Raw genomic sequence first — 26,570 nt, 5'->3', positions numbered from 1 at the left:
CAGGATCAATCCTTCCTCAATGTCAGAGTAATCTCAACTCTGACGGTCGCAATTGCGACTAGGATCGATATCCCTTGCCATCGACCCAGGTTGGTCCTTCCATGTCGCCTTCAGAGACCGTGACCCGCAAACCTGACCAAACAACAGGCAGGAGCAATACGCTGGCAATCATCGCTGGGATGGGCGCCAATATTTGGTTAGGGGGCTCGGCGCTGTACTGGAAGGCGCTGCGGGAGGTTTCACCCTCGGTGCTCGTTGCTTACCGGGTGTTGCTCTCGCTGGCTGTGTTGATGCTGGCGCTGGTGCTGCTGGGTAAGCTGGGTGCGCTCTACCGGAATTTAACGCTGAACAGCGTAGTCGTTCACGGGGTGGCTGCATTGCTCCTGGCGACGAACTGGGGCTTATTCATTTACGCCTCTATTCAGGGTTTCGTCCTGGAGTCTGGTCTGGGGTATTTGATTGCTCCTTGCATCACGGTCGCAGCCAGCGTGCTGATGCTGAGTGAGCGTTTGAGCAGCCTGCACACAGTTGCTTTCGTTCTGATTGGCATCGCACTGGCCTATTTGGCGGTGTACGCACAGGGGCTGAATCATGGCATCTATCTGGCGATAGCGCTTACGTGGGGCGGGTATGTGTGTTTGAAGAAGGTATCGACGATTGATGCCTTATGCGCAACTGCACTGGAAACTTTGCTGTTATCGCTGGTTTGCCTGGTAGCACTGCTTTTTACTTCATGGGAGATGGCGTTGCCCGTGAGGATGCCCACGTCGATGTCGATTGTCCTGCTGTTTGCCGGGCTGGTATCGGTGGTGCCGTTACTGCTGATCGCGTTTTCGGCCAGACGCTTGGCGTTGACGACAATGAGTACATTCCAGTTTCTTTTACCGACTACTCAGTTCGTACTGGCTGTAGTTGTATATAAACAGTCGATCAACATGACCGTTGCGACAGTCATATCGTTTGTCTGGTTATTGTTAGCGCTGCTCGTGGCCTTGCCGGCAATGAAAAACATGCTTCGCCAGTAAACCAAACTGGCTCCAACGAATCTCGAAGGAACCAGTTCAATCAACAATCAGGCAGCGGTACCCAGCTTCTTCACCACCTGACCCTTGGCAGCCTGCTTGCGGCAGGCTTCACCGAAGGCCTGGAACATCTTCACCGAGTCGGGGTTTTTCGCCGCTTGCCATTCCGGGTGCCATTGCACCGCGAAGAGGAACGGCGACAGGCTCGGGGCGTGGATGGCTTCGACCAGGCCGTCTTCGGCACGGGCCAGGGGTTCGATGCCTTCGCCGAGGTTTTTCAGGCCCTGGCCGTGCAGCGAGTTGACGCAGATTTCATCGCTCTGCAGCAACTTTTGCAGCCAGCTGCCTTGCTCCAGTTTGACGCTGTGAACCGCACTGTACTGGACATCGACCGGATCGTCCGGGTTTTCCCGGTGGTCGTTGAAGCCTGGCTCGGCGTAGACCTTCTGGTAGATGTCACCACCCAGGGCCACGTTGATTTCCTGCATGCCACGGCAGATGCCGAAAATCGGCAGGCCACGGGCGATTGCCAGTTGCACCAGCGGCAGGTCGAACAGGTCGCGGTCGCGGTCCTGGGCCTTGCCCGGGGTTTCGTTCTCCTGGCCGTACAGGGCCGGGTCGATGTTGCTGCCGGCGCCGGTCAGGTAAACACCGTCGGCCATGTCCAGGTAGGCTTCGAGGTCGTCAGTACCGCAGCAGGTCGGCACCAGCACCGGTACGCAGCCGGCGTGTTCTACCAGCGGGACGATGTATTTGTGGGTCATTACCTGATAGTCGTGGCCTTTGCGCTCCTGGGAGCCCATGGTCATCAGCACGACGGGTTTGCGAAGGGTTTGATTCTTATTGCCAATGTTGCTGTTGGGCATATGTCACCTTGGGACAGGCGCAGCCTGTCATTATTGTGCAGGCGCGCAGCTGGAACCTTTGCGCTGCCTGAGGTTTCGAGCACTGCCGGTACGCCAAGCAAGGGGCTGTATCCGGTCGAAACCTGTCATATAGCTTGCCAGAGCCGTTTAATATGTCAAACGACTTCAGATTGCACGGGCGAAGCTTGAGATTGCCTGGATGCAATTATCAGCCTGCAGCCCCCGATAACCGGCAAGGCGCCTGCTGCGGCCAGTTCATTATATTTAACAAGCGTCCGGTGTATGGCCGAACCAGCGCCTGCGCGGCTTTGCTGCATCGCGCGGTTTCTCTTAAGCTGGCTGTCACCGATGACTACCAGCCTGAATCATGCCCACTCCAAGACCGTCCCTGACCCTGACCCTGTTGCAAGCCCGCGAAGCCGCCATGGCCTTCTTCCGCCCCTCGCTCAACGCCCATGGCCTGACCGAACAACAGTGGCGGGTGATCCGCATCCTGCGCCAGCAAGGCGAACTGGAAAGCCACCAACTGGCCGAGCAGGCCTGCATCCTCAAGCCGAGCATGACCGGCGTGCTGGCGCGCCTGGAGCGTGACGGCCTGGTGCGGCGCAAGAAGTCGACCCAGGACCAGCGCCGGGTGTTTGTCGGCCTGACCGAACAGGGCCAGCAATGCTTCGTCGACATGAGCGAAGACATGGAACACAACTACCAGCGCATCCTTGAGCAATTCGGCGAAGACAAACTGCACGAGCTGCTGGGCCTGCTCAACTGCCTGAAGAACATCAAGCCCTGAGCGCCGTTTTGGCGCACTGGCCGCTGGCTACCTATACTGTGCCTATCCGCAACAGTGTGCCGTCGTTGACCGGAGCGCGGCGTCTCTGTTCCCGTGGTCGTGACTTTCTGAAGTAGCAGGACGCGAGTCGTCAATTGATAACGCTACAAAGGGGTTGGATCATGGATATTGTCAGTCTGATTATTCAGATTGTTGCCGGTGTGGTGGGCGGCAACGCAGCCGGTATGAGTAAACAAAGCATGGGCCCGCTACTCAACTCGATCTTCGGTGGAGTGGGTGGGGTGATTGTCGGGCAGATACTCGCAGCCTTTACCGGTGAACCCGGTGCGGCGGTGGCCGCGGGCGGTTCGCTGGACCTGCCGGCACTGATCAGCAGTATTGTCGGCGGCGGTGCAGGGGGCGCGTTGCTCGCCTTCATCGCCGGCCTGATCAAATCAAAAATGCACCCGCAGTAAGCCTTGCCAGGCCTGCCCCTGATTGCAGGGGCGGGCCTGTTCAGAAGTACTTCAGCCAACCGATATCGCGGCGCCGGGCCTTGAGGACGGCGAACCAGCGCACCGGCGGATAGAGCGCAACGCTCAAGACCATCGCCGTCAGCCATACCGACCAGACCCCGTCGAAACCAAAGTAGCTGCCCTGGTTCAGGCCAAAGCAGGCGACGCCGATCAGGTACAGCACTTTCAGTGCGTACAGGTGCAGCAGGTAGAAGAACATCGGCGCGGCACCGAATACGCTCAGCACCCGGATCGCATGGCTGCCTTGCAGGTGCTCGAACCTGCGCAGCAGCAACAGGCCGACGCCCAGGGTCAGGGCCAGGAACAGCAGCGATGGCGGGTATTTGGTGATGTTGAAAAAGCTCATCAGCGTGCGCAACGTGGTTTCGCCAACCTGCCACCGGGCTTCGCCGTAACCGTTGAGCAAGCGCAGCAGCAGGAAGCCGGCGAGGGCACCGAGGCCGGCCAGCAGCAACGTGCGCTGACGTGCCTGCGCATCCGCACCTTGGGCAAACCAGGGGGCCATGGCATAGCCCAGGGCAATCACGCCGATCCATGGCAGCAACGGGTACGAGGTACGCAGGCGCAAGTTGTCGGCTACCTCGATCCAGCCACGGTCATGCAGGATCGCCCAAGGGATATGCAGCGCCGAGCCCGCAGCGAAGTGCAGCGGGTCGAGCAGGTTGTGCCCGGCGACAATCAGCACGCCGACTACCACCAGCAGCGGGCGCGGCAGCCACACCAGGCCGGCCAGGGCGATCATGCTCAAGCCAATGGCCCAGATCACCTGCAGGTAGATCACCTTGGGCGGCAGTTCCAGGGTCCAAGCCAGGCTGACCAGGGTGAACTCCAGCAGCACCAGGACCAGGCCACGCTTGAACAGGAAGGCCGAGACCGCAGCCTTGCCCTGGTGCTTTTCGCCATACAGGTAAGCCGACAAACCGGTCAGCAGGACAAACACCGGCGCACACAGGTGGGCGAGGGTACGGCTGAGGAACAGCCAGGGGTCGGTGCTGGCGACATCCATCGGGTCGCTGACCTGGCGGTGCAGAAAGAAGGTTTCGCGTACATGGTCAAGGAGCATGAAGACAATGACCAGGCCGCGCAGGGCGTCGATGCAAAGCAGGCGTTGGTTGGCGAGTGGCATGGGTGAGGTAGCGCCGGAAGGATGAGGTTGTGCGTTATAACATAACCAATATTGTTGCGCTGGCCTCATCGCGGGACAAGTCGAGGCGTCGCACCGCCGCTCCTACAGGTTCGTTGTAGGAGCGGCGGTGCGACGCCTCGACTTGACCCGCGATCGAGCGCGCAGCGCTCGTAATCCCAGGTTAGTGCAGTATCTGCGCCAGAAAGCCCTTGGCCCGCGCACTCTGCGGGTTATTGAAGAACGCCTCGGGCGCTGCGTCTTCAATGATCTGCCCGCCATCGAGAAACAGCACCCGCTCGGCCACCTGGCGGGCGAAGCCCATTTCATGGGTAACGCAGAGCATGGTCATGCCGGTATCGGCCAGTTTCACCAGCACATCGAGCACTTCGGCGACCATCTCCGGGTCCAGCGCCGAGGTCGGCTCGTCGAACAGCATGATCTTTGGCTTCATGCACAGCGCCCGGGCGATCGCCACCCGTTGTTGCTGGCCGCCAGACAACTGGCTGGGGTATTTGCCGGCCTGGCTTTCGATCCCGACCTTGTTCAGGTAAAAGCGCGCGCGGTCTTCGGCCTCCCTGCGCGACAGGCCGCGCACGCTCATCGGCGCCAGGGTGCAGTTGTCGAGCACGCTCATGTGCGGGAACAGGTTGAAATGCTGGAACACCATGCCGATTTCGCTGCGCACCTCGGCGGCCTGGCGGGTGGTCAGGGCAAGATCGGTGTCGTTGACGCGGATGTTGCCCTGTTCGGCGATTTCCAGGCGGTTGATGCAGCGGATCAGCGTCGATTTGCCCGAACCGGAAGGGCCGCACAAGACGATACGCTCGCCCTCGCGCACCTGCAGGTTGATGTCGCGCAGCACATGGAAGGCGCCGTAGTGCTTGTTCAGGCCTTCGATGGTCACCACGACCTTGCGCGGGTCAGCCGCAAGGGCAGGGGTTGGGGTAGCAAGGCTCAGTGAAGCGGTCATGTTGTTATTCTCCCGCGATCAGTTGAAGCGGTCCGCGCGGTACGGCGCAGGGTCGGTAAAGGGTGTTTCGCCGGTGATCATTTGCGCCAGCAGGCGGCCGGTCACCGGGCCCAGGGTCAGGCCGTGGTGGGCATGGCCGAAGTTGAACCACAGGCCCTTGTGGCGCGCGGCCGGGCCGATCACCGGGCGCATGTCCGGCAGGCACGGGCGGCGGCCCAGCCAGGGTTCGGCATCGATCCGCTCGCCCAGCGGGAAGACCTTGCGCGCCAACGCTTCGCAGCGCTGCAACTGGATCTGGTTGGCGGCATCGCTGCTGGCGGCGAACTCGATGCCGGTGGTCAGGCGGATGCCCATGGCCATCGGCGCCAGCACGTAACCGCCCTGGGCATCGCAGATCGAATGCTTGAGCTCGGCGCCGTCACGGGCACGATAGTGCATGTGGTAGCCGCGCTTGATTTCCAGCGGAATGCGATAACCCAGCGGCTTGAACAGCTCGGCCGACTGCGGACCGAGGGCGATCACCACTTCCGGCGCGCTGATCGGCCCCTGGCGGCTGTCGACCTGCCAGTCGCTGCCGATCTGGCGCAGGGTGCGGGCATCGCCGTGGATGAACTGGCCGCCACGCTGGACGAACAGCGCCGCATAGCCGCGGGTCAGGCCGCCGGGGTTGCTGACGGTCTTGGGGTCGAGCCAGTGAATACCGCCGACCACCTTGTCGCTGAGGTCCACTTCGCGCGCGTGCAGTTGCTGGCGGTCGAGAATTTCGTACTTCAAGCCATAGGCTTTCAGGGCATGGGCGTCGGCCACGGCTTTGCGGTAGGCCTCTTCATTGCGGTACACCTCGATCCAGCCGCTGGCCTTGACCAGCTCGCCGAGGCCTGCGGCATCGATCAGCGCGTCGTGTTCCTCGACACAGCGCTGCACCAGCGGCAGCATGGCCTGGGTGGCCACGGCAAGGCCGGCGGGCGAGGAGTTCTGCCAGTACTTGAACAGCCATGGGGCGATCCTGGGCAGGTGGGTGAAGCTGTAGCGCACGTCGGGTTGGCGGTTCAGGCCGTAACGCAACAGGCTCGACAGCTCGTGGGGGAAGGCATAGGGGATGACGCTGGAGCGCTCGATCAGCCCGGCGTTGCCATGGCTGGTGCCGCTGCCGGGTTCTTCACGGTCGATCAGGATCACCTTGCGCCCGCGTGCCTGCAGGTGCAGGGCCGTGGACACGCCGACGATGCCGGCGCCCAGAACGATGGTTTGACAATGCATTGGAGCGGTCCTCACAAACAGGCGATCAGCGCAGGTGGCGGCCCAGGCGGGCTTCGATGTGTTTCAGGCTGCGCCGCACGATCTCGACGATCAGCAGGTAGAGCACGGCAGCCCACAGGTAGATCTGGAAGTCGAAACTGCGCGAGAACGCAAGCTTGGTCACGCCCATCAGGTCGTAGATGGTCACCAGCGAGGCAATCGCGCTGGCCTTGATCATCAGGATCAGTTCGTTGCCCAGCGGGCCGATGGCAACGATCAATGACTGCGGCAGGATCACTTTGAAGAAGGTGGTCGAGCGCTTCAGGCTCAGGGCCTTGGCGGCTTCGTACTGGCCGGGGGCGACTGCCAGCAGGCTGCCCCGGAAAATCTCCGCCTGGTAGGCGGCGGTGTTGAGGGTGAAGGCCAGCACCGTGCAGTACCAGGCATCGCGGAAGAACCACCACAGGCCAACCTCTTGCCAGAAGCCCTTGAGCGACCCCAGGCCGTAGTACAGCAAGAACAGCTGGGCCAGCAGCGGCGAGCCACGAAAGAAGTAGATGTAGCCGGCGCTCAGGCGTTGCAGCACCAGCTTGTCCGACAGCCGGGCCAGGGCCAGGAGCATGCCGAGCAGGGCGCCGAGGGTAAACGACAGTGCCACCAGCTTGCCGGTGACCAGCAGGCCGTCGATAAAACGCGGGCCGTAGCGTTCCAGCAGGTCGGGGTCGAGTACCAGCGCCAGCAGTTGTTCGAAGCTCATGTCCGTGCCCCCCGCAAATGGCGGCTGAAATACTGTTCGATGAAGCTGAACACCCGTCCCGACAGCGCCGAGAACAACAGGTAGCCCAGGCAGGCGACGCCGTAGAAGAACATCGGCTCCTTGGTCACGCTGACCGCGAGGTTGGTCTGGCGCATCAGGTCGACCAGGGAGATGGTCGATACCAGCGAGGTGTCCTTGAGCAGCGACAGCCAGTTGTTCGACAGGCCCGGCAGGGCGATGCGTACCAGTTGCGGGAAGACCACCTTGCGAAAGGTCGTGGCCTTGCTCAGGCCCAGCGCCGCCGAGGCTTCGTACTGGCCCTTGGCGACGGTCTTGAACGCAGCCAGCCAGATCTCGCTGGAGAACGCGGCGAACACCAGGCTGAAGGCGATCATCGCCGCCAGGAAGGTGTTGATCAGCACTTCGCCTTCATAGCCCATGGCCAGGAGGATTTTCTGCGCGGCAATCTGGCAGCCGTAGTAGATGATCAGCAGCGTGAGCAGTTCCGGCAGGCCACGAAACACAGTAGAGAACACCGTCGCCGCAGCACGCGGGAAGCGCCTGGAGGAGCGGGCGGCGAGGGCCACGCCCAGGCCCAGCGGCAGGCCGATGGGCAGGCAGGCCAGGGCCAGGGAAATGGTCACCAGGGCGCCGGCCAGCAAAGCCTGGCCCCAGCCGCCGCTGGCGAAGGAAAGCAGTGACAGTTGTTCGAGCATGGGCGAACCCTCTCGGTTCAAGAGTGATGGTGCTTTGGAGGGCCTCTTCGCGGGTCCAGTCGGGACGCCGCACCGCCGCTCCCACAGGGTATTTGTGGGAGCGGCGGTGCGACGCTTCGACTGGACCCGCGATCAGTCACTGATAGATATCGAAGTCGAAGTAGCGACTGGCGATCTTCTGGTAGGTGCCGTTGGCGACGATTTCGTCCAGGGCCTTGTTCAGGCGTTCGCGCAGCGCTTGGTCTTCCTTGCGCACGGCAATCGAGGCGTCGGCCTTGGTGCCGTTGACGTCGCCAAGGATCTTGCAGCAGTCCTTGCCGGCCTTGCCCAGCCATTCGGTCAGCGGGAACTTGTCGGCAATCACCCCGTCCAGGCGCCCGGCGGCGAGGTCGGCGTTGGCTTCATCAAGGGTCGGGTAGAGTTTGACGTCGGCGCCGGCCTTGCCATAGACGTCTTCGGCGTAGATGGCCTGGGTCGAGGAGGATTGCGCGCCGACCGTGTAGCCTTTGAAGGTGGTCTGTGCGTCGGTGATGTCGCTGTCCTTGGCCACGGCCACCGACAACGGGGTCTTGTAGTAGTGGTTGGTGAAGGCGATCTTCTTGCGCCGCTCTTCGGTATTGATCATCGACGCCACCACGGCGTCGTACTTCTTGGCCATCAGGGCCGGGATGATGCCTTCCCAGTCCTGGGCCACCAGGGTGCATTCGACCTTCATCTGTTCGCACAGCGCGTGGCTGATGTCGACGTCGAAGCCATGCAGTTTGTTATCCGAATCAACGTAGTTGAACGGTGGGTAAGCGCCTTCGGTAGCGATCTTCAGGGTTTCGGCCTGGGCCAGGGTCGAGCCGGCGAGCAGCAGGGCGCAAGCCCCTGCGAAGCGGATAACAGGTTTCATGACACACCTCGATCTGTTGTTGTTTGCACTCTTGCTATTGTTTGCTCGTTGACGTGTAGCCAACGAATTCGTTGTGTAGAGCTGCAGTTGCTTCCAAGCGTTTTTCAACATCCGGTCCTAGCTTTTTGCAGACCTCGTTGACCATCAGGTGTACCCACGACAGCATCGTCGCGGTGGACTCCCAGAACAGATTGAATTCGGTGGGGATGCGAAACACCTCACTGGCGTTGGCATCGGCCCAGTCACAAAAAGTGTCGGTCACCAGGGTGACGGCAATGCCCGCGGCATGCGCCTTGCGGCACAGGTTCAGGGCATGGCGGGAATAGCGGCGGGCCTCGAACACCACCAGGGCGCAGTCGGCCGGGTCACTGAGCAGCACTTCGCCAAAATGCCCGGCACTGCCATCGACCACCTGCACGCCGTCGCGCAGGTATTGCAGCAGGTGCGCCATGCACTGGGCGATGCCGCGCTCGGTCTGAAAACCGGCGATAAACACCTTGCGCCGTTGCGCCAGGCGCTGGCTGACGGTATTCCATGCCGGGGTGCGGCTGTATTCGTAAACCCGCACCAGGGCGCCGACCTCCTGCTCCAGGCTGCGTGCCAGGCCGGCGGCATCCTGGCCATGGCGTTGGCGAAATTCTTGCAGGCGATCACCGACCAGCCACGGGCCTTCGCCGAGGTCGTCTTTAAGATCGTGCTTGAGGGCTTTGAGGTGCTCGTAACCCAGCGAGCGGCAGAAGCGCCCGACACTCGACTCGCTGACGCCGATTTTCGCCGCCAGGCTTGCGGAGGTTTCGAACGGCAGGTCGGTGAGGTGGGCGAGCATGTAGCTGGCGATCTTGCGCCCCGACGCCGCTGCGTTGTGCAGGCTGTGTTCCAGGCGCTGTTTGATCGGTTGGCTCACAGGGCGATACTCGAAGGCGGTGGTCCGTGGAAACAGAAAATGAATGTTTTCTGTCATCAAGTCAACATTTGACAGTTTGCTGTCACTGGAGGAAAGTCTGGCCATTGCCCATCGCTGTCGCCCATTCCAAATCCAATAAGGGAGCTTCAGATGTCCGCACGTCCCGACACTGCTGTCGCGCAGATCGCCTTTGCCGACCTGCAGGCCTTGTTGCAGCGTATTTTCGTCCGTCATGGTTGCAGCGCAGCGGTCGCCCAGGCCCTGGCCTTCAACTGCGCCAGCGCCCAGCGCGATGGCGCTCACAGCCACGGTGTGTTCCGTATTCCCGGTTATGTCTCGACCCTGGAAAGTGGTTGGGTCGATGGCCAGGCCGTACCCGCTGTCGAAGACCTCGCCAGCGGTTATGTGCGCGTCGATGCCAAGGGTGGTTTTGCCCAGCCGGCGCTGGCCGCGGCTCGCGAGCTATTGGTGGCCAAGGCCCGCAGCGCCGGCATTGCCGTGCTGGCGATCCATAATTCGCACCATTTTGCCGCCCTCTGGCCGGATGTCGAACCCTTTGCCGATGAAGGTCTGGTGGCCCTGAGCGTGGTCAACAGCATGACCTGTGTGGTGCCCCATGGCGCCCGGCAACCGCTGTTTGGCACCAACCCGATTGCCTTTGCCGCGCCGTGCGCCGGCAGCGACCCGATCGTCTTCGACATGGCCACCAGCGCCATGGCCCATGGCGACGTGCAGATCGCCGCGCGCAAGGGCGAACTGCTGCCCGAAGGCATGGGCGTCGACAATAAAGGCGAACCGACCTGCGACCCGCAGGCGATTCTCGATGGCGGCGCGCTGCTGCCGTTTGGCGGGCACAAGGGCTCGGCGCTGTCGATGATGGTCGAACTGCTGGCGGCGGCGCTGACCGGCGGCAACTTCTCGTTCGAGTTCGACTGGTCGCAGCACCCAGGGGCGAAAACGCCCTGGACCGGGCAGTTGATCATCGTCATCGACCCGGCCCGCTCAGTAGGTAACCGCTTTGCTGAACGCAGCCGCGAGCTGGTGCGGCAGATGCAGACGGTGGGCCTGCAGCGCCTGCCGGGTGAGCGGCGTTTTCGCGAGCGCGAGCAGTCGGCGAAGCAGGGCGTGACCCTGACAGTGGCGGAGCTTGAGCAGCTACAGGGCTTGGCGGGGTAGGGCAGCCAGCCGATTACTGTGCACACATGCACTGATCAGTTGCACCAAGGGTAATGTTCCTCGGCCGCCACTACAGGTATCCTCGACACAGCTTTTAGTCCGAACTGTCCTGACCCAAGGAGCTGTGCGCTGTGTTCAAACATGTCGATGCCTATGCCGGCGATCCGATTCTCTCCCTGATGGAGACCTTCAAGGCCGATCCGCGCGGCGCCAAGGTCAACCTGAGCATCGGCCTGTATTATGATGCCGCAGGCGTGGTGCCACAGCTGGCCGCGGTGCGCGAAGCCGAGCAGCGCTTTGCCGCCCAGCCTCACGAAGCCTCGATGTACCTGCCGATGGAAGGCCTGAACAGCTACCGCCAGGCGATCCAGGCGCTGTTGTTCGGTGCCGGCCACCCGGCGGTCGAGGCCGGTCGTGTGGCCACCGTACAGACCGTCGGCGGCTCCGGCGCGCTGAAAGTCGGTGCCGACTTCCTCAAGCGCTACTTCCCCGAGTCGCAGGTGTGGGTCAGTGATCCGACCTGGGACAACCACCGGGCGATCTTTGAAGGCGCAGGTTTCAAGGTCAACACCTACCCGTACTTCGACCCGGCCAGCCGCGGCGTCGACTTCGACGGCATGCTTGGCACCCTCAACGGCCTGCCGGCCAACAGCATCGTCCTGCTCCACCCGTGCTGCCACAACCCCACCGGCGTCGACCTGAGCCAGGCGCAGTGGCAGCAAGTGATCGAAGTGCTCAAGGCGCGCAACCTGATCCCGTTCCTCGACATCGCCTACCAGGGCTTTGGCGAAGGCCTGGACGCAGACGCCTACGCCATCCGTGAAGTGGCCCGCGCCGGCGTGCCGTGCCTGGTGAGCAACTCGTTCTCGAAGATCTTCTCGCTATATGGCGAGCGGGTCGGCGGCCTGTCGGTGGTCTGTGACGACAGCGATACTGCACAAAGCGTGCTCGGCCAGCTCAAGGCCACCGTGCGCCGCAACTACTCCAGTCCGCCAAGCTTTGGTGCACAGCTGGTGGCCGCGGTGCTCGGTGATGCTGAGCTCAATGCCCAGTGGGAGGCGGAAGTGGAGAAGATGCGCCTGCGTATCCTCGACATGCGCCAGGCCCTGGTCGATACCCTGGCCGACCTCTTGCCGGGCCAGGACTTCCAGTTCTTCCTGCGCCAGCGCGGCATGTTCAGCTACACCGGCTTGAGCGTCGAGCAGGTGCGTCGCCTGCGTGACGAGTTCGGTGTATACCTGATCGACAGCGGCCGGGTGTGCATGGCCGGCCTGCGTCCGGACAACCTGCAGCAGGTGGCCAAGGCGTTCGCTGCGGTTCAATAAGTAACTTCAATCGCGGGTCAAGCCCGCTCCCACAGCGACTCAGCTGATTTCAAGGATGGGGTAACTCCTGTGGGAGCGGCGGTGCGGCGATCCGACTTGACCCGCGATGCTTTCAACCCAAGGTGCAACCACTCCTCGGCCAGGGCTTTGCAAGTGCAACCAATCGGCGCACAATCGCGCCCCTCTTTGTATGGTCAAGAGGGGCGAAGCGTCTGTTTAGCCACTCCTGGCCCTGTTGCAGTCTTGCGAGTGGAGTTGCACCCGGATGAATGAGCAGGCCCCAAGCGTTGAACAACGCTTCGAATCGACCCCCGCCGCCCTCGGCAGCTGGGCCCGTCAGGACACCACCTGGATGCTGGGCCTGTTTGGCACGGCGATCGGCGCCGGGACCCTGTTCCTGCCGATCAACGCCGGCCTCGGCGGCTTCTGGCCGCTGCTGATCCTGGCGCTGCTGGCGTTCCCGATGACCTTCTACGCCCACCGCGGCCTGACCCGCTTCGTGCTCTCCGGGCGCGACGGCGCCGACATCACCGACGTCGTCGAAGAGCATTTCGGCCTGAGTGCCGGTGCCCTGATCACCTTGCTGTACTTTTTCGCCATCTTCCCAATCCTGCTGATCTACAGCGTGGCCCTGACCAACACCGTCGGCAGCTTCATGGAGCACCAGCTGCACATCGAGCCGCCACCGCGCGCGCTGCTGTCGTTCGTGCTGATCCTCGGCCTGCTGGCCATCGTGCGCTGCGGCGAGCAGGCCACGGTCAAGGTCATGAGCTGGCTGGTCTATCCGTTCATCGTCGCCCTGGCGTTCCTCGCGGTGTTCCTGATTCCGCACTGGAGCGGCGGTATCCTCAGCACCGCCACTGAAATGCCTTCGGGCTCGGCGTTCCTGCATACCCTGTGGCTGGCGATTCCGGTGATGGTCTTCTCGTTCAACCATTCGCCGATCATCTCGGCCTTTGCCGTTGACCAGAAGCGCCGTTATGGCGCGCATGCCGATGAGCGCAGCGGGCAGATCCTGTGCCGCGCCCACCTGCTGATGGTGGCCATGGTGATGTTCTTCGTGTTCAGTTGCGTACTGACCCTGACCCCGGCGCAACTGGCCGAAGCCAAGGCGCAGAACCTGTCGATCCTGTCGTACCTGGCCAACCATTTCAGCAACCCGACCATCGCCTTCGCCGCGCCGCTGATTGCCTTCATCGCCATCGCCAAGTCGTTCCTGGGCCACTACATCGGTGCCAGCGAAGGCCTCAAAGGCCTGGTGCTGAAGACCGGCAAGCGCCCGGGCGCCAAGGCCCTGGACCGCATGACCGCAGCCTTCATGCTGATCATCTGCTGGATCGTCGCCACCCTTAACCCGAGCATCCTCGGCATGATCGAGACCCTCGGCGGCCCGGTGATCGCCGCGATCCTGTTCCTGATGCCGATGTACGCCATCCGCAAGGTGCCGGCGATGAGTAAGTACCGCGGGCAGATGTCCAACGTCTTCGTCGTCGCCGTGGGCCTGGTGGCCATCTCGGCACTGGTGTACTCGCTGCTGAGCTGAAATGCCTGATTCGGGAGCCGGCAATCGGCTCCCGGACAACTAAAGATTGTCCACAAAAGTTGTCTGGCAATTCAACAATTTAACATTCGCCCATAGGTAGACGGGCACTTTCATGGTTAACTCTGGTCCTTTAATCACCCCCGCATAAGGACTTCGTTCATGGCTCAAGTGACTCTTAAAGGCAACCCGGTTCAGGTCAAAGGCGAACTGCCGAAAGTCGGCGCCCAGGCACCTGCGTTTTCCCTGGTTGGTGCAGGCCTTGCCGACGTGACCCTGGCTTCCCTGGCCGGCAAGCGCAAAGTGCTGAACATCTTTCCAAGCGTCGACACCCCGACCTGCGCCACTTCGGTTCGCAAGTTCAACGCCCAGGCCAACGAGCTGAACAACACCGTCGTCCTGTGCATCTCCGCCGACCTGCCGTTCGCGCAAGCGCGTTTCTGCGGTGCTGAAGGCCTGGAGAACGTGCAGAACCTGTCGACCCTGCGTGGCGCTGAGTTCAAGGAAGCCTATGGTGTTGCCATCGCCGACGGCCCGCTGGCCGGCCTGACTGCCCGCGCCGTTGTTGTGCTGGACGAGAACGACAAAGTGCTGCACAGCGAGCTGGTTGGCGAAATCGCCGAAGAGCCGAATTATGAGGCTGCCCTGGCTGTTCTGAAGTAACAGTGACAGCCGATCGCGGGGCAAGCCCGCTCCTACACCATCCCCGTAGGAGCGGGCTTGCCCCGCGAAGAATTGCTAAGAGTTGTTGCGGCCTGGCCCTCGTCCAGGCCGTTTTTATTTATAGTTCATTACGTTAGCTACGTAAGCTCAAGGTAAAGTGCCGGTAAAGGCGCTTTGCTTATCTGTCTGCAGTGCTTATCGTTCAGCCTCCTGAAAAGAATTCTTTCCCGCACAATGGTCGATCAACCGATGCTTTCTCGTTCCCGTTCCTCCCGTCGCTGGCTTGTCGGCCTGCTGATCCTGCTGCTGGTCGCCGGCCTGTGCTGGTGGCTGTGGCCGTCGCCGGCGGCGCACAAGGCCGGTGCCGCGCCGGGCGGCAAGGGCGGGCGGCCGGGTTTTGGCGCGTTCGGCGGGCCGGTACCGGTACGGGTCGAGCCGGCCACGGTTGGCGACTTCCCGGTATACCTCAAGGCCCTGGGCACGGTGACCGCGACCAACACGGTGAATGTGCGCAGCCGGGTCGGCGGCGAACTGGTCAAGGTCAACTTCCAGGAAGGCCAGAAGGTCAAGGCCGGCGACCTGCTGGCCGAGATCGATCCGCGCAGCTACCAGATCGCCCTGCAACAGGCCGAAGGCACCCTGGCGCAGAACCAGGCGCAACTAAAAAACGCCCAGATCGACCTGCAGCGTTATAAAGGCCTGTTCGCCGAAGACAGCATCGCCAAGCAGACCCTCGATACCCAGGAGGCACTGGTCGGCCAGTACCAGGGCACGATCAAGACCAACCAGGCGGCGGTAGGCGACGCCAAGCTCAACCTCGACTTCACCCGCATCCGCGCGCCGATCAGCGGCCGTCTGGGCCTGCGCCAGCTGGACGTCGGCAACCTGGTGGCGGCCAACGACACCACCGCGCTGGTGGTCATCACCCAGACCCAGCCAATCACCGTGGCCTTCACCTTGCCGGAAACAGAGCTGAACACGGTGCTGGCGCGCTATCGCAGCGGCGCGCAGTTGCCGGTCGAGGCCTGGGACCGCAGCGACAGCAAGCAACAGGCGGCAGGCGTGCTGCGTAGCCTCGACAACCAGATCGACACCACCACCGGCACCCTGAAGTTCAAGGCCTTCTTCGAAAACCAGGACGAAGCGCTGTTCCCCAACCAGTTCGTCAACGTGCGCCTGCTCGCCGATACCCTCAAGGATGTGGTGATGGCGCCGTCGGCGGCGATCCAGTTCGGCACCGACGGCTCGTTCGTCTATGTCATGGAAGGCGACAACAAGGTACGCATCCGCAAGCTCACGCTGGGCGCCAGCGATGGTGATCTCACCGTGGTCAACGAAGGCCTGGCCAAGGGCGAGCGGGTGGTGCTTGAAGGCACCGACCGCTTGCGTGATGGCAGCGAGGTGGAGGTGGTCAACGACAGCGCCGAAGTGCCGGTCACCCCTGGCCAGCACCTGCAGGGCCAGGACAAGAAAGAAGCCTCCGCCGCTGACGGCGCACAGGGCAAGGCCGGCGCATGAACCTCTCGCGGCTGTTCATCCTGCGCCCGGTGGCGACCACCCTGAGCATGCTGGCCATCGTCCTGGCCGGCCTGATCGCCTACAAGATGCTGCCGGTGGCGGCGCTGCCCCAGGTCGATTACCCGACCATCCGGGTGATGACCCTGTACCCCGGCGCCAGCCCCCAGGTGATGACCAGCGCGGTTACCGCACCGCTTGAGCGCCAGTTCGGGCAGATGCCCGGGCTGACCCAGATGGCCTCGACCAGCTCCGGTGGCGCCTCGGTGCTGACCCTGCGCTTCAGCCTGGACATGAACATGGACGTTGCCGAGCAACAGGTGCAGGCGGCGATCAACGCAGCCAGCAACCTGCTGCCCAGCGACCTGCCGGCGCCACCGGTGTACAACAAGGTCAACCCGGCCGACACGCCGGTGCTGACCCTGGCGATTTCGTCGAAAACCATGCCGCTGCCCAAGCTCAACGACCTGGTCGACACCCGCGTGGCGCAAAAAATCGCCCAGATCGGCGGCGTCGGCATGGTCAGCATTGCCGGCGGCCAACGCCAGGCGGTGCGGATCAAGGTCAACCCCGAGGCCCTGGCCTCGGCCGGGCTCAACCTGGCCGACGTGCGCACCCTGATCGGCGCTTCCAACGTCAACCAGCCCAAAGGCAACTTCGATGGCCCGACGCGGGTGTCGATGCTCGACGCCAACGACCAGCTGCGTTCGCCCGAGGAATACGCCAACCTGATTCTCGCCTACAACAACGGCGCGCCGCTGCGCCTCAAGGACGTCGCCGAAATCGTCGACGGCGCCGAAAACGAACGCCTGGCGGCCTGGGCCAACCAGAACCAGGCGGTGCTGCTGAACATCCAGCGCCAGCCCGGGGCCAACGTCATCGAGGTGGTCGACCGGATCAAGGCGATGCTGCCGTCGATCACCGACAACCTGCCGGCGGGCCTGGATGTCAGCGTGCTCACCGACCGCACCCAGACCATCCGCGCCTCGGTCAAGGACGTGCAGCACGAGCTGCTGATCGCCATCGCCCTGGTGGTCATGGTCACCTTCATCTTTTTGCGCCGCTTCAGCGCCACCATCATCCCCTCGGTGGCTGTGCCGCTGTCGCTGATCGGCACCTTTGCGGTCATGCACCTGGCCGGGTTCTCGATCAACAACCTGACCCTGATGGCCCTGACCATCGCCACCGGCTTTGTGGTCGACGATGCCATCGTCATGCTGGAGAACATCTCGCGGCATATCGAAGAGGGCGAGACGCCGATGCAGGCGGCGCTCAAAGGCGCGCGGCAGATCGGCTTCACCCTGGTTTCGCTGACCTTCTCGCTGATTGCGGTACTGATCCCGCTGCTGTTCATGGCTGATGTGGTCGGCCGGCTGTTTCGCGAATTCGCCATCACCCTGGCGGTGGCCATTCTGATCTCGCTGGTGGTGTCGCTGACCCTGACGCCGATGATGTGCGCGCGCTTGCTCAAGCGCGAACCGAAGGAGGAAGAACAGGGGCGTTTCTACCGTGCCAGCGGCGCCTGGATCGACTGGATGATCGACTACTACGGCCGTGGCCTGCAGTGGGTGCTCCGCCACCAGCCGCTGACCCTGCTGGTGGCCGTGGCGACCCTGGGCCTGACCGTGCTGCTGTACCTGGTGGTGCCCAAGGGCTTCTTCCCGGTGCAGGACACCGGGGTGATCCAGGGTATTTCCGAGGCGCCGCAGTCGGTGTCGTTCAGCGCCATGAGCCAGCGCCAGCAGCAGCTCAGCGCGGTGATCCTCAAGGACCCGGCGGTGCAGAGCCTGTCGTCGTACATCGGCGTCGATGGCGACAACGCCACGCTTAACAGTGGTCGCCTGCTGATCAACCTCAAGCCCCATGGCGAGCGTGACCTCACCGCAGCCCAGGTGATTGCCCGCCTGCAACCGGAGGTCGACAAGCTGGTCGGCATCCGCCTGTTCATGCAGCCGGTGCAGGATTTGAGCATCGAAGACCGGGTCAGCCGCACTCAGTACCAGTTCAGCCTGTCCTCGCCGGATGCCGAGCTGCTGGCGCAGTGGAGCGCCAAGCTGGTCGATGCCCTGCAGCAACGCCCGGAACTCACCGATGTCGCCAGCGACCTGCAGGACAAGGGCCTGCAGGTATTCCTGGTGATCGACCGCGACGCCGCCAGCCGCCTGGGCATCAACGTCGCCGACATCACCAACGCCCTCTACGATGCCTTCGGCCAGCGGCAGATCTCGACCATCTACACCCAGGCCAGCCAGTACCGCGTGGTGCTGCAGGCCGAGGCGGCGTCGAGCATCGGCCCGCAGGTGCTCGAGCAGATTCACGTCAAGGCTGCCGACGGCGGCCAGGTGCGGCTGTCGAGCCTGGCGCGCATCGAGCAGCGCCAGGCGCAACTGGCGATTGCCCATATCGGCCAGTTCCCGGCGGTGATGATGTCGTTCAACCTTGGCGACGGCGTGGCCCTCGGCGAGGCGGTCAAGGTCATCGAGCAGGTGCAGCAGGACATCGGCATGCCGGTGGGCGTGCAAACCCGCTTCCAGGGCGCGGCCGAAGCCTTCCAGGCCTCGCTGTCGAGCACCTTGCTGCTGATCCTGGCGGCGGTGGTGACCATGTACATCGTGCTTGGCGTGCTCTACGAGAGCTACATCCACCCGGTGACCATCCTCTCGACCCTGCCGTCGGCGGCGGTGGGCGCCTTGCTGGCGTTGATCCTCTCCGGTAACGACCTGGGCATGATCGCCATCATCGGCATCATCCTGCTCATCGGTATCGTCAAGAAGAACGCGATCATGATGATCGACTTCGCCCTGGAGGCCGAGCGCAACCAGGGCATGGCCCCGGAAGCGGCCATCTACCAGGCCGCGCTGCTGCGCTTCCGGCCGATCCTGATGACCACGTTGGCGGCACTGTTCGGCGCCATCCCGCTGATGCTCGCGAGCGGCTCCGGCGCCGAGCTGCGCCAGCCCCTGGGCCTGGTGATGGTTGGCGGGCTGCTGGTCAGCCAGGTGCTGACGCTGTTCACTACGCCTGTCATCTATTTGTACTTTGATCGGTTGTCGAGGCGCCTTCGCTCCCGTGGCCTGACTGGAGACTTGGTGTGATCGGGGCCAGCTCCAAGCCGCAAGCTGCAAGCTGCAAGCGGTCTGGTGCCGGACCGCAGTTGCAGAGGTCACCTCAAACTGCTTGCAGCTTGCAGCTTGCAGCTTGGAGCTACCGCCCATGAACCTCTCAGCTCCGTTCATCGCCCGCCCAGTGGCGACCATGCTCCTGAGCCTGGCGATCATGCTGCTTGGCGGTGTCAGCTTCGGCCTGTTGCCGGTGGCGCCGCTGCCGCAGATCGAGTTCCCGGTGATCGTGGTCCAGGCCAACCTGCCGGGCGCCAGCCCCGAGGTCATGGCCTCGACCGTGGCCACGCCGCTGGAGCGCTCGATGGGCGCGATCTCCGGGGTGACCACCCTTACCAGCAGCTCGAGCCAGGGCTCGACGCGGGTGATCCTCGGTTTCGACCAGGGCCGTGACATCGACGCCGCCGCGCGCGAGGTGCAGGCGGCGATCAATGCCTCGCGCAACTTGCTGCCCAGCGGCATGCGCAGTATGCCCACCTACAAGAAATACAACCCGTCCCAGGCGCCGATCATGGTCCTGGCGCTGACCTCGAGCGTGCTGCAGAAGGGCCAGTTGTACGACCTGGCCTCGACCATCCTGTCCCAGAGCCTGTCGCAGGTGCCGGGGGTCGGCGAAGTGCAGATCGGCGGCAGTTCGCTGCCGGCGGTGCGGGTCGAGCTCGAGCCGCACTTGCTCAACCAGTACGGCGTGTCCCTGGACGACGTGCGCCAGACCATCGCCAACGCCAACCAGCGCCGGCCCAAGGGCTTTATCGAAGACAGCCAGCGCAACTGGCAGGTGCAGGCCAACGACCAGCTGGAGAAAGCCAAGGACTACGAGCCGCTGGTGATTCGCTACCAGGATGGCGCGGTGCTGCGCCTGAGCCATGTGGCCAGGGTCAGCGACGCGGTGGAGAACCGCTACAACAGTGGTTTCTTCAATGACCAGGACGCGGTGCTGCTGGTGATCAACCGCCAGACCGGCGCCAACATCATCGAGACCGTGAACAAGATCAAGGAGCAGTTGCCGGCCCTGGAGTCGCTGATGCCGGCCAGCGTCAAGCTGGACGTGGCCATGGACCGCTCGCCGGTGATCAAGGCGACCCTCAAGGAAGCCGAGCACACCCTGATCATCGCCGTGGTGCTGGTGGTGCTGGTGGTGTTCCTGTTTCTCGGCAACCTGCGCGCCTCGCTGATCCCGACCCTGGCGGTGCCGGTGTCGCTGGTCGGCACCTTCGCGGCCATGTACCTGTGCGGCTTTTCGCTGAACAACCTGTCGCTGATGGCGCTGATTCTTGCCACCGGCCTGGTGGTGGATGACGCCATCGTGGTGCTGGAGAATATCTCCCGGCACATCGACGAAGGCGTACCGCCGATGCGCGCGGCGTACATGGGTTCCAAGGAGGTGGGCTTCACCTTGCTGTCGATGAACCTGTCGCTGGTGGTGGTGTTCGTCTCGATCCTGTTCATGGGCGGCATCGTCGGCTCGCTGTTTCGCGAGTTCTCGATCACCCTGGCAGTGGCGATCCTGGTCTCCCTGCTGGTGTCGCTGACGCTGACGCCGATGCTCTGCGCGCGATGGCTCAAGCCCCACGCCGAGGGGCAACAGACCCGCCTGCAACGCTGGAGCGAGCAGCTCAACCAGCGCATGATGGCCGGCTACGGGCGCAGCCTTGACTGGGTCATGCGCCACCGGCGCCTGACCCTGTTGAGCCTGCTGGTGACCATCGCGGTCAACATCGCCCTGTACGTGGTGGTGCCCAAGACCTTTTTGCCGCAGCAGGACACCGGCCAGCTGATGGGCTTTGTCCGCGGCGACGACGGCCTGTCGTTCCAGGTCATGCAGCCGAAGATGGAGATCTTCCGCCGCGCCTTGCTGGCCGACCCGGCAGTGGAAAGCGTTGCCGGTTTCATCGGTGGCAACAGCGGCACCAACAACGCCATGGTGCTGGTGCGCCTCAAGCCGATCAGCGAGCGCAAGGTCTCGGCGCAGAAGATCATCGAGCGCCTGCGCAAAGAGATGCCCAAGGTGCCCGGCGGGCGGCTGTTCCTGATGGCCGACCAGGACTTGCAGTTCGGCGGCGGTCGCGACCAGAGCAGCTCGCAGTTCCTCTACACCCTGCAAAGCAGTGAGCTCTCGGCCCTGCGCGAGTGGTACCCGAAGGTGGTCGCGGCGTTCAAGAGCCTGCCGGAACTGACCGCCATCGACGCCCGTGAAGGCGGCGGTACCCAGCAGATCACCCTGGTGGTCGATCGCGAGCAGGCCAAGCGCCTGGGCATCGACATGAGCATGGTCACCTCGGTGCTTAACAACGCCTACAGCCAGCGGCAGATCTCGACCATCTACGACAGCCTCAACCAGTACCAGGTGGTGATGGAGATCAACCCCAAATATGCCCAGGACCCGCGCACCCTCGAGCAGGTCCAGGTGATCACCGCCGATGGCGCGCGGGTACCGCTGTCCACCTTCGCCCATTACCAGAACAGCCTGGCCGATGATCGCGTCAGCCACGAAGGCCAGTTTGCCTCCGAGAGCATCAACTTCGACATTGCCGAAGGCTACAGCCAGGACCAGGCTTTGGCCGCTGTGGAGCGGGCAGTGGCCAAGGTCGGCCTGCCCGAGGACGTGATCGCCAAGCTCGGCGGTACCGGCGATGCCTTCACCGAAAGCCAGAAGGGCCAGCCGTTTATGATCCTCGGCGCCTTGCTGGCGGTGTACCTGGTGCTGGGCATTCTCTACGAAAGCTACATTCACCCGCTGACCATCCTCTCGACCCTGCCATCGGCCGGGGTGGGGGCCTTGCTGACCTTGTATGTGGTCGGTAGCGAGTTCAGCCTGATCTCGCTGCTGGGCCTGTTCCTGCTGATTGGCGTGGTGAAGAAGAACGCGATCATGATGATCGACCTGGCCCTGCAGCTGGAGCGCCACGAGCACCTGAGCCCGGAGGAGTCGATCCGCCGTGCCTGCCTGTTGCGCCTGCGGCCGATCCTGATGACCACCCTGGCGGCCATCCTCGGCGCCTTGCCGCTGCTGCTCAGCCACGCCGAAGGCGCCGAGATGCGCCAGCCGCTGGGCCTGACCATCATCGGCGGGCTGGTCTTCAGCCAGATCCTCACGCTTTACACCACCCCGGTGGTCTACCTCTATCTGGACCGCCTGCGCCATCGCTTCAACCGCTGGCGCGGCGTGCGTACCGACGCTGCTTTGGAAACCCCGCTATGACCCGACGTCCGCTTCTTTCCGACCGTTCGCTGCAGCCGCTGCTGGCTGCCCGCGGCTCGCGCCTGCTGGCCTCGGCCCTGTGCCTGGGGATGCTCAGCGCCTGTACCCTGAGCCCGGACTACCACCGCCCCGAAACCCCGGCGCCGGTGGCCTTCAAGCACGCCGAAGGCTGGACCCAGGCCAACCCCTCGGACGCCATCGCCCGCGGCGCCTGGTGGGAGCTGTACGGCGACGCCCAGCTCAACGGCCTGGTCGAACAGCTCAACGCCGGCAACCAGACCGTCGCCCAGTACGAAGCCCAGTACCGCCAGGCCCAGGCTCTGGTGCGTAGCGCCCGCGGCGCACTGTTCCCAAGCCTCGACCTGTCGGCCGGCAAGACCCGCTCCAGCCAGGGCACCGGCAGCTCAAGTTCGAGTCTGAGCAACAACAGCAGCGGCATCCGCAACACCTACAACACCCAGCTGGGGGTGAGCTGGGAGGCCGACCTGTGGGGCAAACTGCGTGACGGCCTGGCCGCCAACCAGGCCAGCGCCGAGGCCAGCCTCGCCGACATGGCGGCGATCCGCCTGAGCCTGCAGTCGGAGCTGGTGCAGAACTACCTGCAACTGCGGGTGATCGACGAACAGAAGCGCTTGCTCGAGGCCACCGTCGAGGCCTATGAGCGTTCGCTGAAAATGACCGAGAACCAGTACCGTGCCGGGGTCTCGGGCAAGGACGCCGTGGCCCAGGCGCAGACCCAGCTGAAAAGCACCCAGGCCGACCTGATCGACCTGGTGTGGCAGCGCGCGCAGCTGGAAAACGCCATTGCCGTGCTGCTCGGCAAGGCCCCGGCCGAGTTCGCCCTGGCCGACAGCAAGGACATTCCGGCCCTGCCGCAAGTGCCGCTGGCCTTGCCTTCGCAACTGCTGGAACGCCGCCCGGACATCGCCAAGGCCGAGCGTAACGTGATGTCGGCCAACGCCAGCATCGGCGTGGCCCGCGCCGCCTACTTCCCGGACCTGACCCTGAGCATGAGCGGCGGCTACAGCAGTAGCAGCTTCAGCGACTGGATCAGCCTGCCGAACCGCTTTTGGTCGGTTGGCCCGCAACTGGCCATGACCCTGTTCGACGCCGGCCAGCGCGCGGCAGAAGTCGACCGCAGCGAAGCGGTCTACGACCAGACCGTGGCCCAGTACCGGCAGACCGTGCTCGACGGCTTCAAGGAAGTGGAAAACTACCTGGTACAGCTCAAGGTCTATGAAGACGAAGCGCGGGTGCGCAGCGAAGCCCTGGCCTCGGCCCGCGAATCCCTGCGCCTGACCAACAACCAGTACAAGGCCGGGCTGATCGCCTACCTGGACGTGGTCAACGTGCAGACCACCGCCCTGAGCAACGAGCGCAGCGTGCTCAACCTGCTACAGGGGCGGCTGGTGGCCAGCGTGCAGTTGATCGCGGCGCTGGGCGGGGGCTGGGAGGCGCAGGCGGCGTTTGCCGAGCAGTAAAGCGCGAGCACTCAGCCAGAAGGCTTCAGCTGAAATACTGCTGGGGGCCTGAGCCGCCCTGCAATTACGCTTGGCTCGCAACAAAACTCGCTCAATGGTTCATCCGGTATCCGCCGCCGGGTGTACCTTCGTGCAGCGCCGCCTGAATGCGTTCGTAAAGCGCATTGGCCTCTTCGGTTGCGATAGATCGTGAGCTGTCCCGTAGCACTACGCTGAGTAATACGTTTTCTTGCCCCGGCAACAGGCCGAGACGATCGATTGCCTGAGTTGGCAAGTCGCTTGCCGCCCAGCGTCCTTTTATTTGCATTTCTTCGATCCAGTTTGCCCTGTCCGCAGCAGCCACCAGCATTTTTTCAGTGAGCTCTTCTTCACTTTGGCCGGGCGATACGGCAAGGGAAATATCACGCGTGATGGAAGGCAGGCGGGAGACGGGGCTCCAGGGAAGAAGGTCGTGCATCTGCGCTTGCACGCGGGGATGCTCGTCTCTGAGCAGTCGTATATCGGGAATCCCTTTACGCAGCATGGTCAGGCGATCCAGGCCCATGCCCAGTGCCAGTCCGCCATGTTGATTCGGGTCGATACCCAGGCGTTGAAGAAGCGATGTGGCAATGCATCCGCATTCAAGCACTTCTACTGGCTGTTCTTCTGCAAGAAGGTTCACCTCGATTCCGCCTTCGGTGTAGTGATGCGGACTGTCGCTGTAAATCCAGGCCATGTCCGGCACCGCAATGTGAAGGATATCGCGGACCAGTCGCAGGAGTTCGGTTCGGGATGACAGGGCAGGTTCGCCGAGGACCCAAATGTCCATCTGATGGGGTTCTGCGCAATGCCAGCGATCGCGCGTGTCGCGCCGGAAGGTGATGCCGGGCGCAGCAATCATGATGAGTTCTTCAGGGCCCCGGCATCTCGCTGCGGCCTGCAGCGCTGCGGGAATCTGGCTGGTGGTCTGAGTTCGCAACAAGGTCAATTCATCTACCCAGCGAGTGTGCGCACTACCAAGCGTTATTTCGTCAGGGCTGTATCCCAGCAAGCCGTAGTTTTCCTCTGCGGTCACGACTCTGGGCCCGGTAACAAGTTGAGCCTCTGGCCATCCTTTGTGGCGCAGGCCTGAAATTATTTCCTGCTGCAGCAAATGAATTGCGTGAGAAGGCGATGACTTTTCCGATAGGTCTTTAAGTTCTAAAGAATATTTTAGTTTTTCTGTCGGAATTGTACGGTTTGTAGGCATGCGCTGTAGTTCCTGGGCTAAGGGTGGCGTGATGTTTAACTGTTTTTCATCGGGAGATCAAAAAACGTACTCTTGGTTTTTTTCTTCGGCAAGTGGTTCTCAGAGAAAAGGAAGGTTCTTTCGGTGTTCGGCTACATGTGGCGCTATGTATTAAGCGGCTGACTAAACATCTGCAGAAAGGCGTAGTTGAAATTAATCTAAAGAAGTTGATGAAAATAATTGCATCGGCTTTATTGAAGGCCTAAGAATAGATCGCTCCTCATTTGGAGGGGTGCCATCGTAACTTACTGAAGGAGAATGCGATGAAAGCTACAACGTCCACGTTAAAGCGCATGGCGCCGGGTCCTGACAATTTCGGCTGGGCACCACTTGCCTGGGCTCATGTTGAAGACTAAACCGTGAGTCATGGTAGAGAGGCGCGCCTCTCTACCATGAAACAAAGGAGGTGACAGATGTCTGCTGATCTATCCGGGTTTGACTGGGTTCGCAATGGCGAGGCAGTCATCGTTACCGACTCGTCTGAGCTTCAATCAATTTTGCAACGGCGAGGGGTCGCCACACAGAGCCTGCTGGAACTGGCCGAGTTGCCGCCAAGAAGCCTGGTGATCTCGTTTTCGAAAGAGGCATCCAGGCATACCTTTGAAATTGCCACACACGGGGTCGGCAGGAAGTGCATTTTTTGTGCGTTGCATGTTTTTGAGGCGTCTGTGCAGCATGCGGAATATGCGATCAAAGCAATCGTTGGAAGTGATTTCAGTTCTTCGTTGGCTCAACAAGAAAAGCTCTTGGCCAAGCTCGACGATGCGAATGTCATTGTTGTTTCAGGCGGCATTAACACAGGGCAAGCATTGATCCATTCAGACGCTGTGCCTTACGCCATGATAAGGGATGATGCAGAAGGGGACTACATTCATTCTGTCGCTGAGTTTTTTGAGGTTCACTACGCTCATATGCAAGCGGAGGCGCCTTGCCCATTTAGTTTTACTGGGCAGTTGCAAGTGGCAGGAATGCTGAGTGTCATAAGGAATGAGGGCTGGGCGCTACGCTCCGAACTCAAGGGTGAACTCGAAGGTCTTGATCGCTCGGTGGCTGAATGTGGTGCGATTCTGGAAGTTATGGACAATGCTATTGTATCTTTTTTAGTGGCGGGGGAAGAGTGTTCTGATTTATTGGCAGTTGCCGCAGGCAGAAGAGGTCTATAACTTACCGAGTTTGCTATCGGTGTGAATCAATCGATTGCTCGTTTTATCGACTATAAGCTCAACTCTCAGCTCAATGAAGGTGTCGAGGGCATTCATGTTGCCATTGGCGACGGAGCGTCTGGGTACCACATTGACCTGTTGGTTCCTGAGGTCGAGTTAGCGTTTTCCAGCAAATGTCAGCATTAAGGGCGAGACGGGCGCTGCGCAACCGTCTTTGGCCTTGAGTCACCCGCGTTAGTGAGGGAAATCCAAAGGTTATCCGCTGTCTTTTACTGGCTGGGTCTGGTTTTCCAACCCACCGAAAACTCCGTGCGTTTCG

General features: G+C 62.3%; 21 protein-coding genes. 12 read left to right on the top strand and 9 right to left on the bottom strand.

Annotated elements, in window-relative coordinates:
• Positions 1–101: 101 nt before the first annotated feature.
• Positions 102–1,025, top strand: coding sequence for an EamA family transporter (locus LOY37_RS14710; protein ID WP_258715083.1), 924 nt, complete (start codon positions 102–104; stop codon positions 1,023–1,025).
• A 47-nt stretch (positions 1,026–1,072) separates the two neighbouring features.
• Here the strand turns inward: LOY37_RS14710 and LOY37_RS14705 are convergent, their stop codons facing one another.
• Positions 1,073–1,888 carry a gamma-glutamyl-gamma-aminobutyrate hydrolase family protein gene (locus LOY37_RS14705; protein WP_258715082.1) on the bottom strand — a complete coding sequence of 272 codons (816 nt, stop codon included), beginning with the start codon at positions 1,886–1,888 and terminating at the stop codon, positions 1,073–1,075.
• Between the two features lie 367 nt (positions 1,889–2,255).
• On the opposite strand from LOY37_RS14705, the gene hpaR reads away from it, so the two are divergent.
• Complete coding sequence (hpaR, locus tag LOY37_RS14700) at positions 2,256–2,678, top strand: homoprotocatechuate degradation operon regulator HpaR (protein ID WP_045198230.1); 423 nt, start codon at positions 2,256–2,258, stop codon at positions 2,676–2,678.
• Between the two features lie 161 nt (positions 2,679–2,839).
• Entirely contained in the window at positions 2,840–3,133 is a 294-nt protein-coding gene (locus tag LOY37_RS14695) for a hypothetical protein (RefSeq protein WP_258715081.1), read from the top strand.
• Positions 3,134–3,173: 40 nt separating this feature from the next.
• Here the strand turns inward: LOY37_RS14695 and LOY37_RS14690 are convergent, their stop codons facing one another.
• The 7 genes from LOY37_RS14690 to LOY37_RS14660 all read right to left on the bottom strand — a co-directional run bounded on the left by LOY37_RS14690 (position 3,174) and on the right by LOY37_RS14660 (position 9,800).
• A complete protein-coding gene (locus tag LOY37_RS14690; protein WP_258715080.1) occupies positions 3,174–4,319 on the bottom strand; it encodes a DUF1624 domain-containing protein in 1,146 nt (381 codons plus the stop codon).
• A 181-nt stretch (positions 4,320–4,500) separates the two neighbouring features.
• On the bottom strand, positions 4,501–5,289 hold the full coding sequence (locus LOY37_RS14685; RefSeq protein WP_309475523.1) for an amino acid ABC transporter ATP-binding protein: 789 nt from the start codon (positions 5,287–5,289) through the stop codon (positions 4,501–4,503).
• Positions 5,290–5,307: 18 nt separating this feature from the next.
• Positions 5,308–6,549 (bottom strand): FAD-binding oxidoreductase, encoded by a 1,242-nt coding sequence (locus tag LOY37_RS14680; protein WP_093382165.1) that lies wholly within the window; start codon positions 6,547–6,549, stop codon positions 5,308–5,310.
• Positions 6,550–6,574: 25 nt separating this feature from the next.
• On the bottom strand, positions 6,575–7,285 hold the full coding sequence (locus LOY37_RS14675) for an ABC transporter permease (RefSeq protein ID WP_045198238.1): 711 nt from the start codon (positions 7,283–7,285) through the stop codon (positions 6,575–6,577).
• Positions 7,282–8,001: an ABC transporter permease gene (locus tag LOY37_RS14670; protein WP_045198240.1), complete on the bottom strand. Its 720-nt coding sequence runs from the start codon at positions 7,999–8,001 to the stop codon at positions 7,282–7,284. The genes LOY37_RS14675 and LOY37_RS14670 overlap by 4 nt, the downstream gene beginning before the upstream one ends.
• Before the next feature lie 136 nt (positions 8,002–8,137).
• Entirely contained in the window at positions 8,138–8,896 is a 759-nt protein-coding gene (locus LOY37_RS14665) for a transporter substrate-binding domain-containing protein (RefSeq protein ID WP_258715079.1), read from the bottom strand.
• Positions 8,897–8,930: 34 nt separating this feature from the next.
• The gene (locus tag LOY37_RS14660) at positions 8,931–9,800 is read right to left on the bottom strand and encodes a MurR/RpiR family transcriptional regulator (protein ID WP_045198460.1); all 870 of its coding nucleotides are present in this window, start codon (positions 9,798–9,800) and stop codon (positions 8,931–8,933) included.
• Positions 9,801–9,950: 150 nt separating this feature from the next.
• Between LOY37_RS14660 and LOY37_RS14655 the strand changes: the two genes are divergently transcribed.
• The 8 genes from LOY37_RS14655 to LOY37_RS14620 all read left to right on the top strand — a co-directional run bounded on the left by LOY37_RS14655 (position 9,951) and on the right by LOY37_RS14620 (position 23,821).
• The gene (locus LOY37_RS14655; RefSeq protein ID WP_258715078.1) at positions 9,951–10,976 is read left to right on the top strand and encodes an Ldh family oxidoreductase; all 1,026 of its coding nucleotides are present in this window, start codon (positions 9,951–9,953) and stop codon (positions 10,974–10,976) included.
• Between the two features lie 131 nt (positions 10,977–11,107).
• Entirely contained in the window at positions 11,108–12,301 is a 1,194-nt protein-coding gene (locus LOY37_RS14650) for an amino acid aminotransferase (protein ID WP_258715077.1), read from the top strand.
• A gap of 265 nt (positions 12,302–12,566) precedes the next feature.
• Positions 12,567–13,844, top strand: a complete 1,278-nt coding sequence (locus LOY37_RS14645; RefSeq protein WP_045198247.1) for a serine/threonine transporter — start codon at positions 12,567–12,569, stop codon at positions 13,842–13,844.
• A gap of 159 nt (positions 13,845–14,003) precedes the next feature.
• Positions 14,004–14,504 carry a thiol peroxidase gene (tpx, locus tag LOY37_RS14640; RefSeq protein ID WP_045198249.1) on the top strand — a complete coding sequence of 167 codons (501 nt, stop codon included), beginning with the start codon at positions 14,004–14,006 and terminating at the stop codon, positions 14,502–14,504.
• 234 nt (positions 14,505–14,738) lie between these two features.
• A complete protein-coding gene (locus LOY37_RS14635; RefSeq protein WP_045198251.1) occupies positions 14,739–16,022 on the top strand; it encodes an MdtA/MuxA family multidrug efflux RND transporter periplasmic adaptor subunit in 1,284 nt (427 codons plus the stop codon).
• Positions 16,019–19,114: an MdtB/MuxB family multidrug efflux RND transporter permease subunit gene (locus LOY37_RS14630; protein WP_258715075.1), complete on the top strand. Its 3,096-nt coding sequence runs from the start codon at positions 16,019–16,021 to the stop codon at positions 19,112–19,114. The genes LOY37_RS14635 and LOY37_RS14630 overlap by 4 nt, the downstream gene beginning before the upstream one ends.
• Positions 19,115–19,232: 118 nt before the next feature.
• Entirely contained in the window at positions 19,233–22,340 is a 3,108-nt protein-coding gene (locus LOY37_RS14625; protein WP_258715074.1) for an efflux RND transporter permease subunit, read from the top strand.
• Positions 22,337–23,821 carry an efflux transporter outer membrane subunit gene (locus tag LOY37_RS14620; RefSeq protein ID WP_093382187.1) on the top strand — a complete coding sequence of 495 codons (1,485 nt, stop codon included), beginning with the start codon at positions 22,337–22,339 and terminating at the stop codon, positions 23,819–23,821. The genes LOY37_RS14625 and LOY37_RS14620 overlap by 4 nt, the downstream gene beginning before the upstream one ends.
• A gap of 91 nt (positions 23,822–23,912) precedes the next feature.
• Here the strand turns inward: LOY37_RS14620 and LOY37_RS14615 are convergent, their stop codons facing one another.
• A complete protein-coding gene (locus LOY37_RS14615; RefSeq protein ID WP_258715073.1) occupies positions 23,913–25,049 on the bottom strand; it encodes a hypothetical protein in 1,137 nt (378 codons plus the stop codon).
• 452 nt (positions 25,050–25,501) lie between these two features.
• On the opposite strand from LOY37_RS14615, the gene LOY37_RS14610 reads away from it, so the two are divergent.
• On the top strand, positions 25,502–26,251 hold the full coding sequence (locus LOY37_RS14610; RefSeq protein ID WP_258715072.1) for a hypothetical protein: 750 nt from the start codon (positions 25,502–25,504) through the stop codon (positions 26,249–26,251).
• Positions 26,252–26,570 lie beyond the last annotated feature (319 nt).

Origin of the sequence: Pseudomonas sp. B21-012 (assembly GCF_024749305.1) — a bacterium.
GTDB lineage: Bacteria > Pseudomonadota > Gammaproteobacteria > Pseudomonadales > Pseudomonadaceae > Aquipseudomonas.
Note: the sequence above shows the minus strand (reverse complement) of the source record. Positions and strands in the feature narration are given on the sequence as shown.

What these genes read in the sequence shown, in the direction of transcription:
- LOY37_RS14710 (WP_258715083.1), top strand. Translation starts at nt 102, where the DNA reads ATGTCGCCTTCAGAGACCGTGACCCGCAAACCTGACCAAACAACAGGC.
- LOY37_RS14705 (WP_258715082.1), bottom strand. Translation starts at nt 1,888, where the DNA reads ATGCCCAACAGCAACATTGGCAATAAGAATCAAACCCTTCGCAAACCC.
- hpaR (WP_045198230.1), top strand. Translation starts at nt 2,256, where the DNA reads ATGCCCACTCCAAGACCGTCCCTGACCCTGACCCTGTTGCAAGCCCGC.
- LOY37_RS14695 (WP_258715081.1), top strand. Translation starts at nt 2,840, where the DNA reads ATGGATATTGTCAGTCTGATTATTCAGATTGTTGCCGGTGTGGTGGGC.
- LOY37_RS14690 (WP_258715080.1), bottom strand. Translation starts at nt 4,319, where the DNA reads ATGCCACTCGCCAACCAACGCCTGCTTTGCATCGACGCCCTGCGCGGC.
- LOY37_RS14685 (WP_309475523.1), bottom strand. Translation starts at nt 5,289, where the DNA reads ATGACCGCTTCACTGAGCCTTGCTACCCCAACCCCTGCCCTTGCGGCT.
- LOY37_RS14680 (WP_093382165.1), bottom strand. Translation starts at nt 6,549, where the DNA reads ATGCATTGTCAAACCATCGTTCTGGGCGCCGGCATCGTCGGCGTGTCC.
- LOY37_RS14675 (WP_045198238.1), bottom strand. Translation starts at nt 7,285, where the DNA reads ATGAGCTTCGAACAACTGCTGGCGCTGGTACTCGACCCCGACCTGCTG.
- LOY37_RS14670 (WP_045198240.1), bottom strand. Translation starts at nt 8,001, where the DNA reads ATGCTCGAACAACTGTCACTGCTTTCCTTCGCCAGCGGCGGCTGGGGC.
- LOY37_RS14665 (WP_258715079.1), bottom strand. Translation starts at nt 8,896, where the DNA reads ATGAAACCTGTTATCCGCTTCGCAGGGGCTTGCGCCCTGCTGCTCGCC.
- LOY37_RS14655 (WP_258715078.1), top strand. Translation starts at nt 9,951, where the DNA reads ATGTCCGCACGTCCCGACACTGCTGTCGCGCAGATCGCCTTTGCCGAC.
- LOY37_RS14645 (WP_045198247.1), top strand. Translation starts at nt 12,567, where the DNA reads ATGAATGAGCAGGCCCCAAGCGTTGAACAACGCTTCGAATCGACCCCC.
- tpx (WP_045198249.1), top strand. Translation starts at nt 14,004, where the DNA reads ATGGCTCAAGTGACTCTTAAAGGCAACCCGGTTCAGGTCAAAGGCGAA.
- LOY37_RS14635 (WP_045198251.1), top strand. Translation starts at nt 14,739, where the DNA reads ATGGTCGATCAACCGATGCTTTCTCGTTCCCGTTCCTCCCGTCGCTGG.
- LOY37_RS14630 (WP_258715075.1), top strand. Translation starts at nt 16,019, where the DNA reads ATGAACCTCTCGCGGCTGTTCATCCTGCGCCCGGTGGCGACCACCCTG.
- LOY37_RS14625 (WP_258715074.1), top strand. Translation starts at nt 19,233, where the DNA reads ATGAACCTCTCAGCTCCGTTCATCGCCCGCCCAGTGGCGACCATGCTC.
- LOY37_RS14620 (WP_093382187.1), top strand. Translation starts at nt 22,337, where the DNA reads ATGACCCGACGTCCGCTTCTTTCCGACCGTTCGCTGCAGCCGCTGCTG.
- LOY37_RS14615 (WP_258715073.1), bottom strand. Translation starts at nt 25,049, where the DNA reads ATGCCTACAAACCGTACAATTCCGACAGAAAAACTAAAATATTCTTTA.
- LOY37_RS14610 (WP_258715072.1), top strand. Translation starts at nt 25,502, where the DNA reads ATGTCTGCTGATCTATCCGGGTTTGACTGGGTTCGCAATGGCGAGGCA.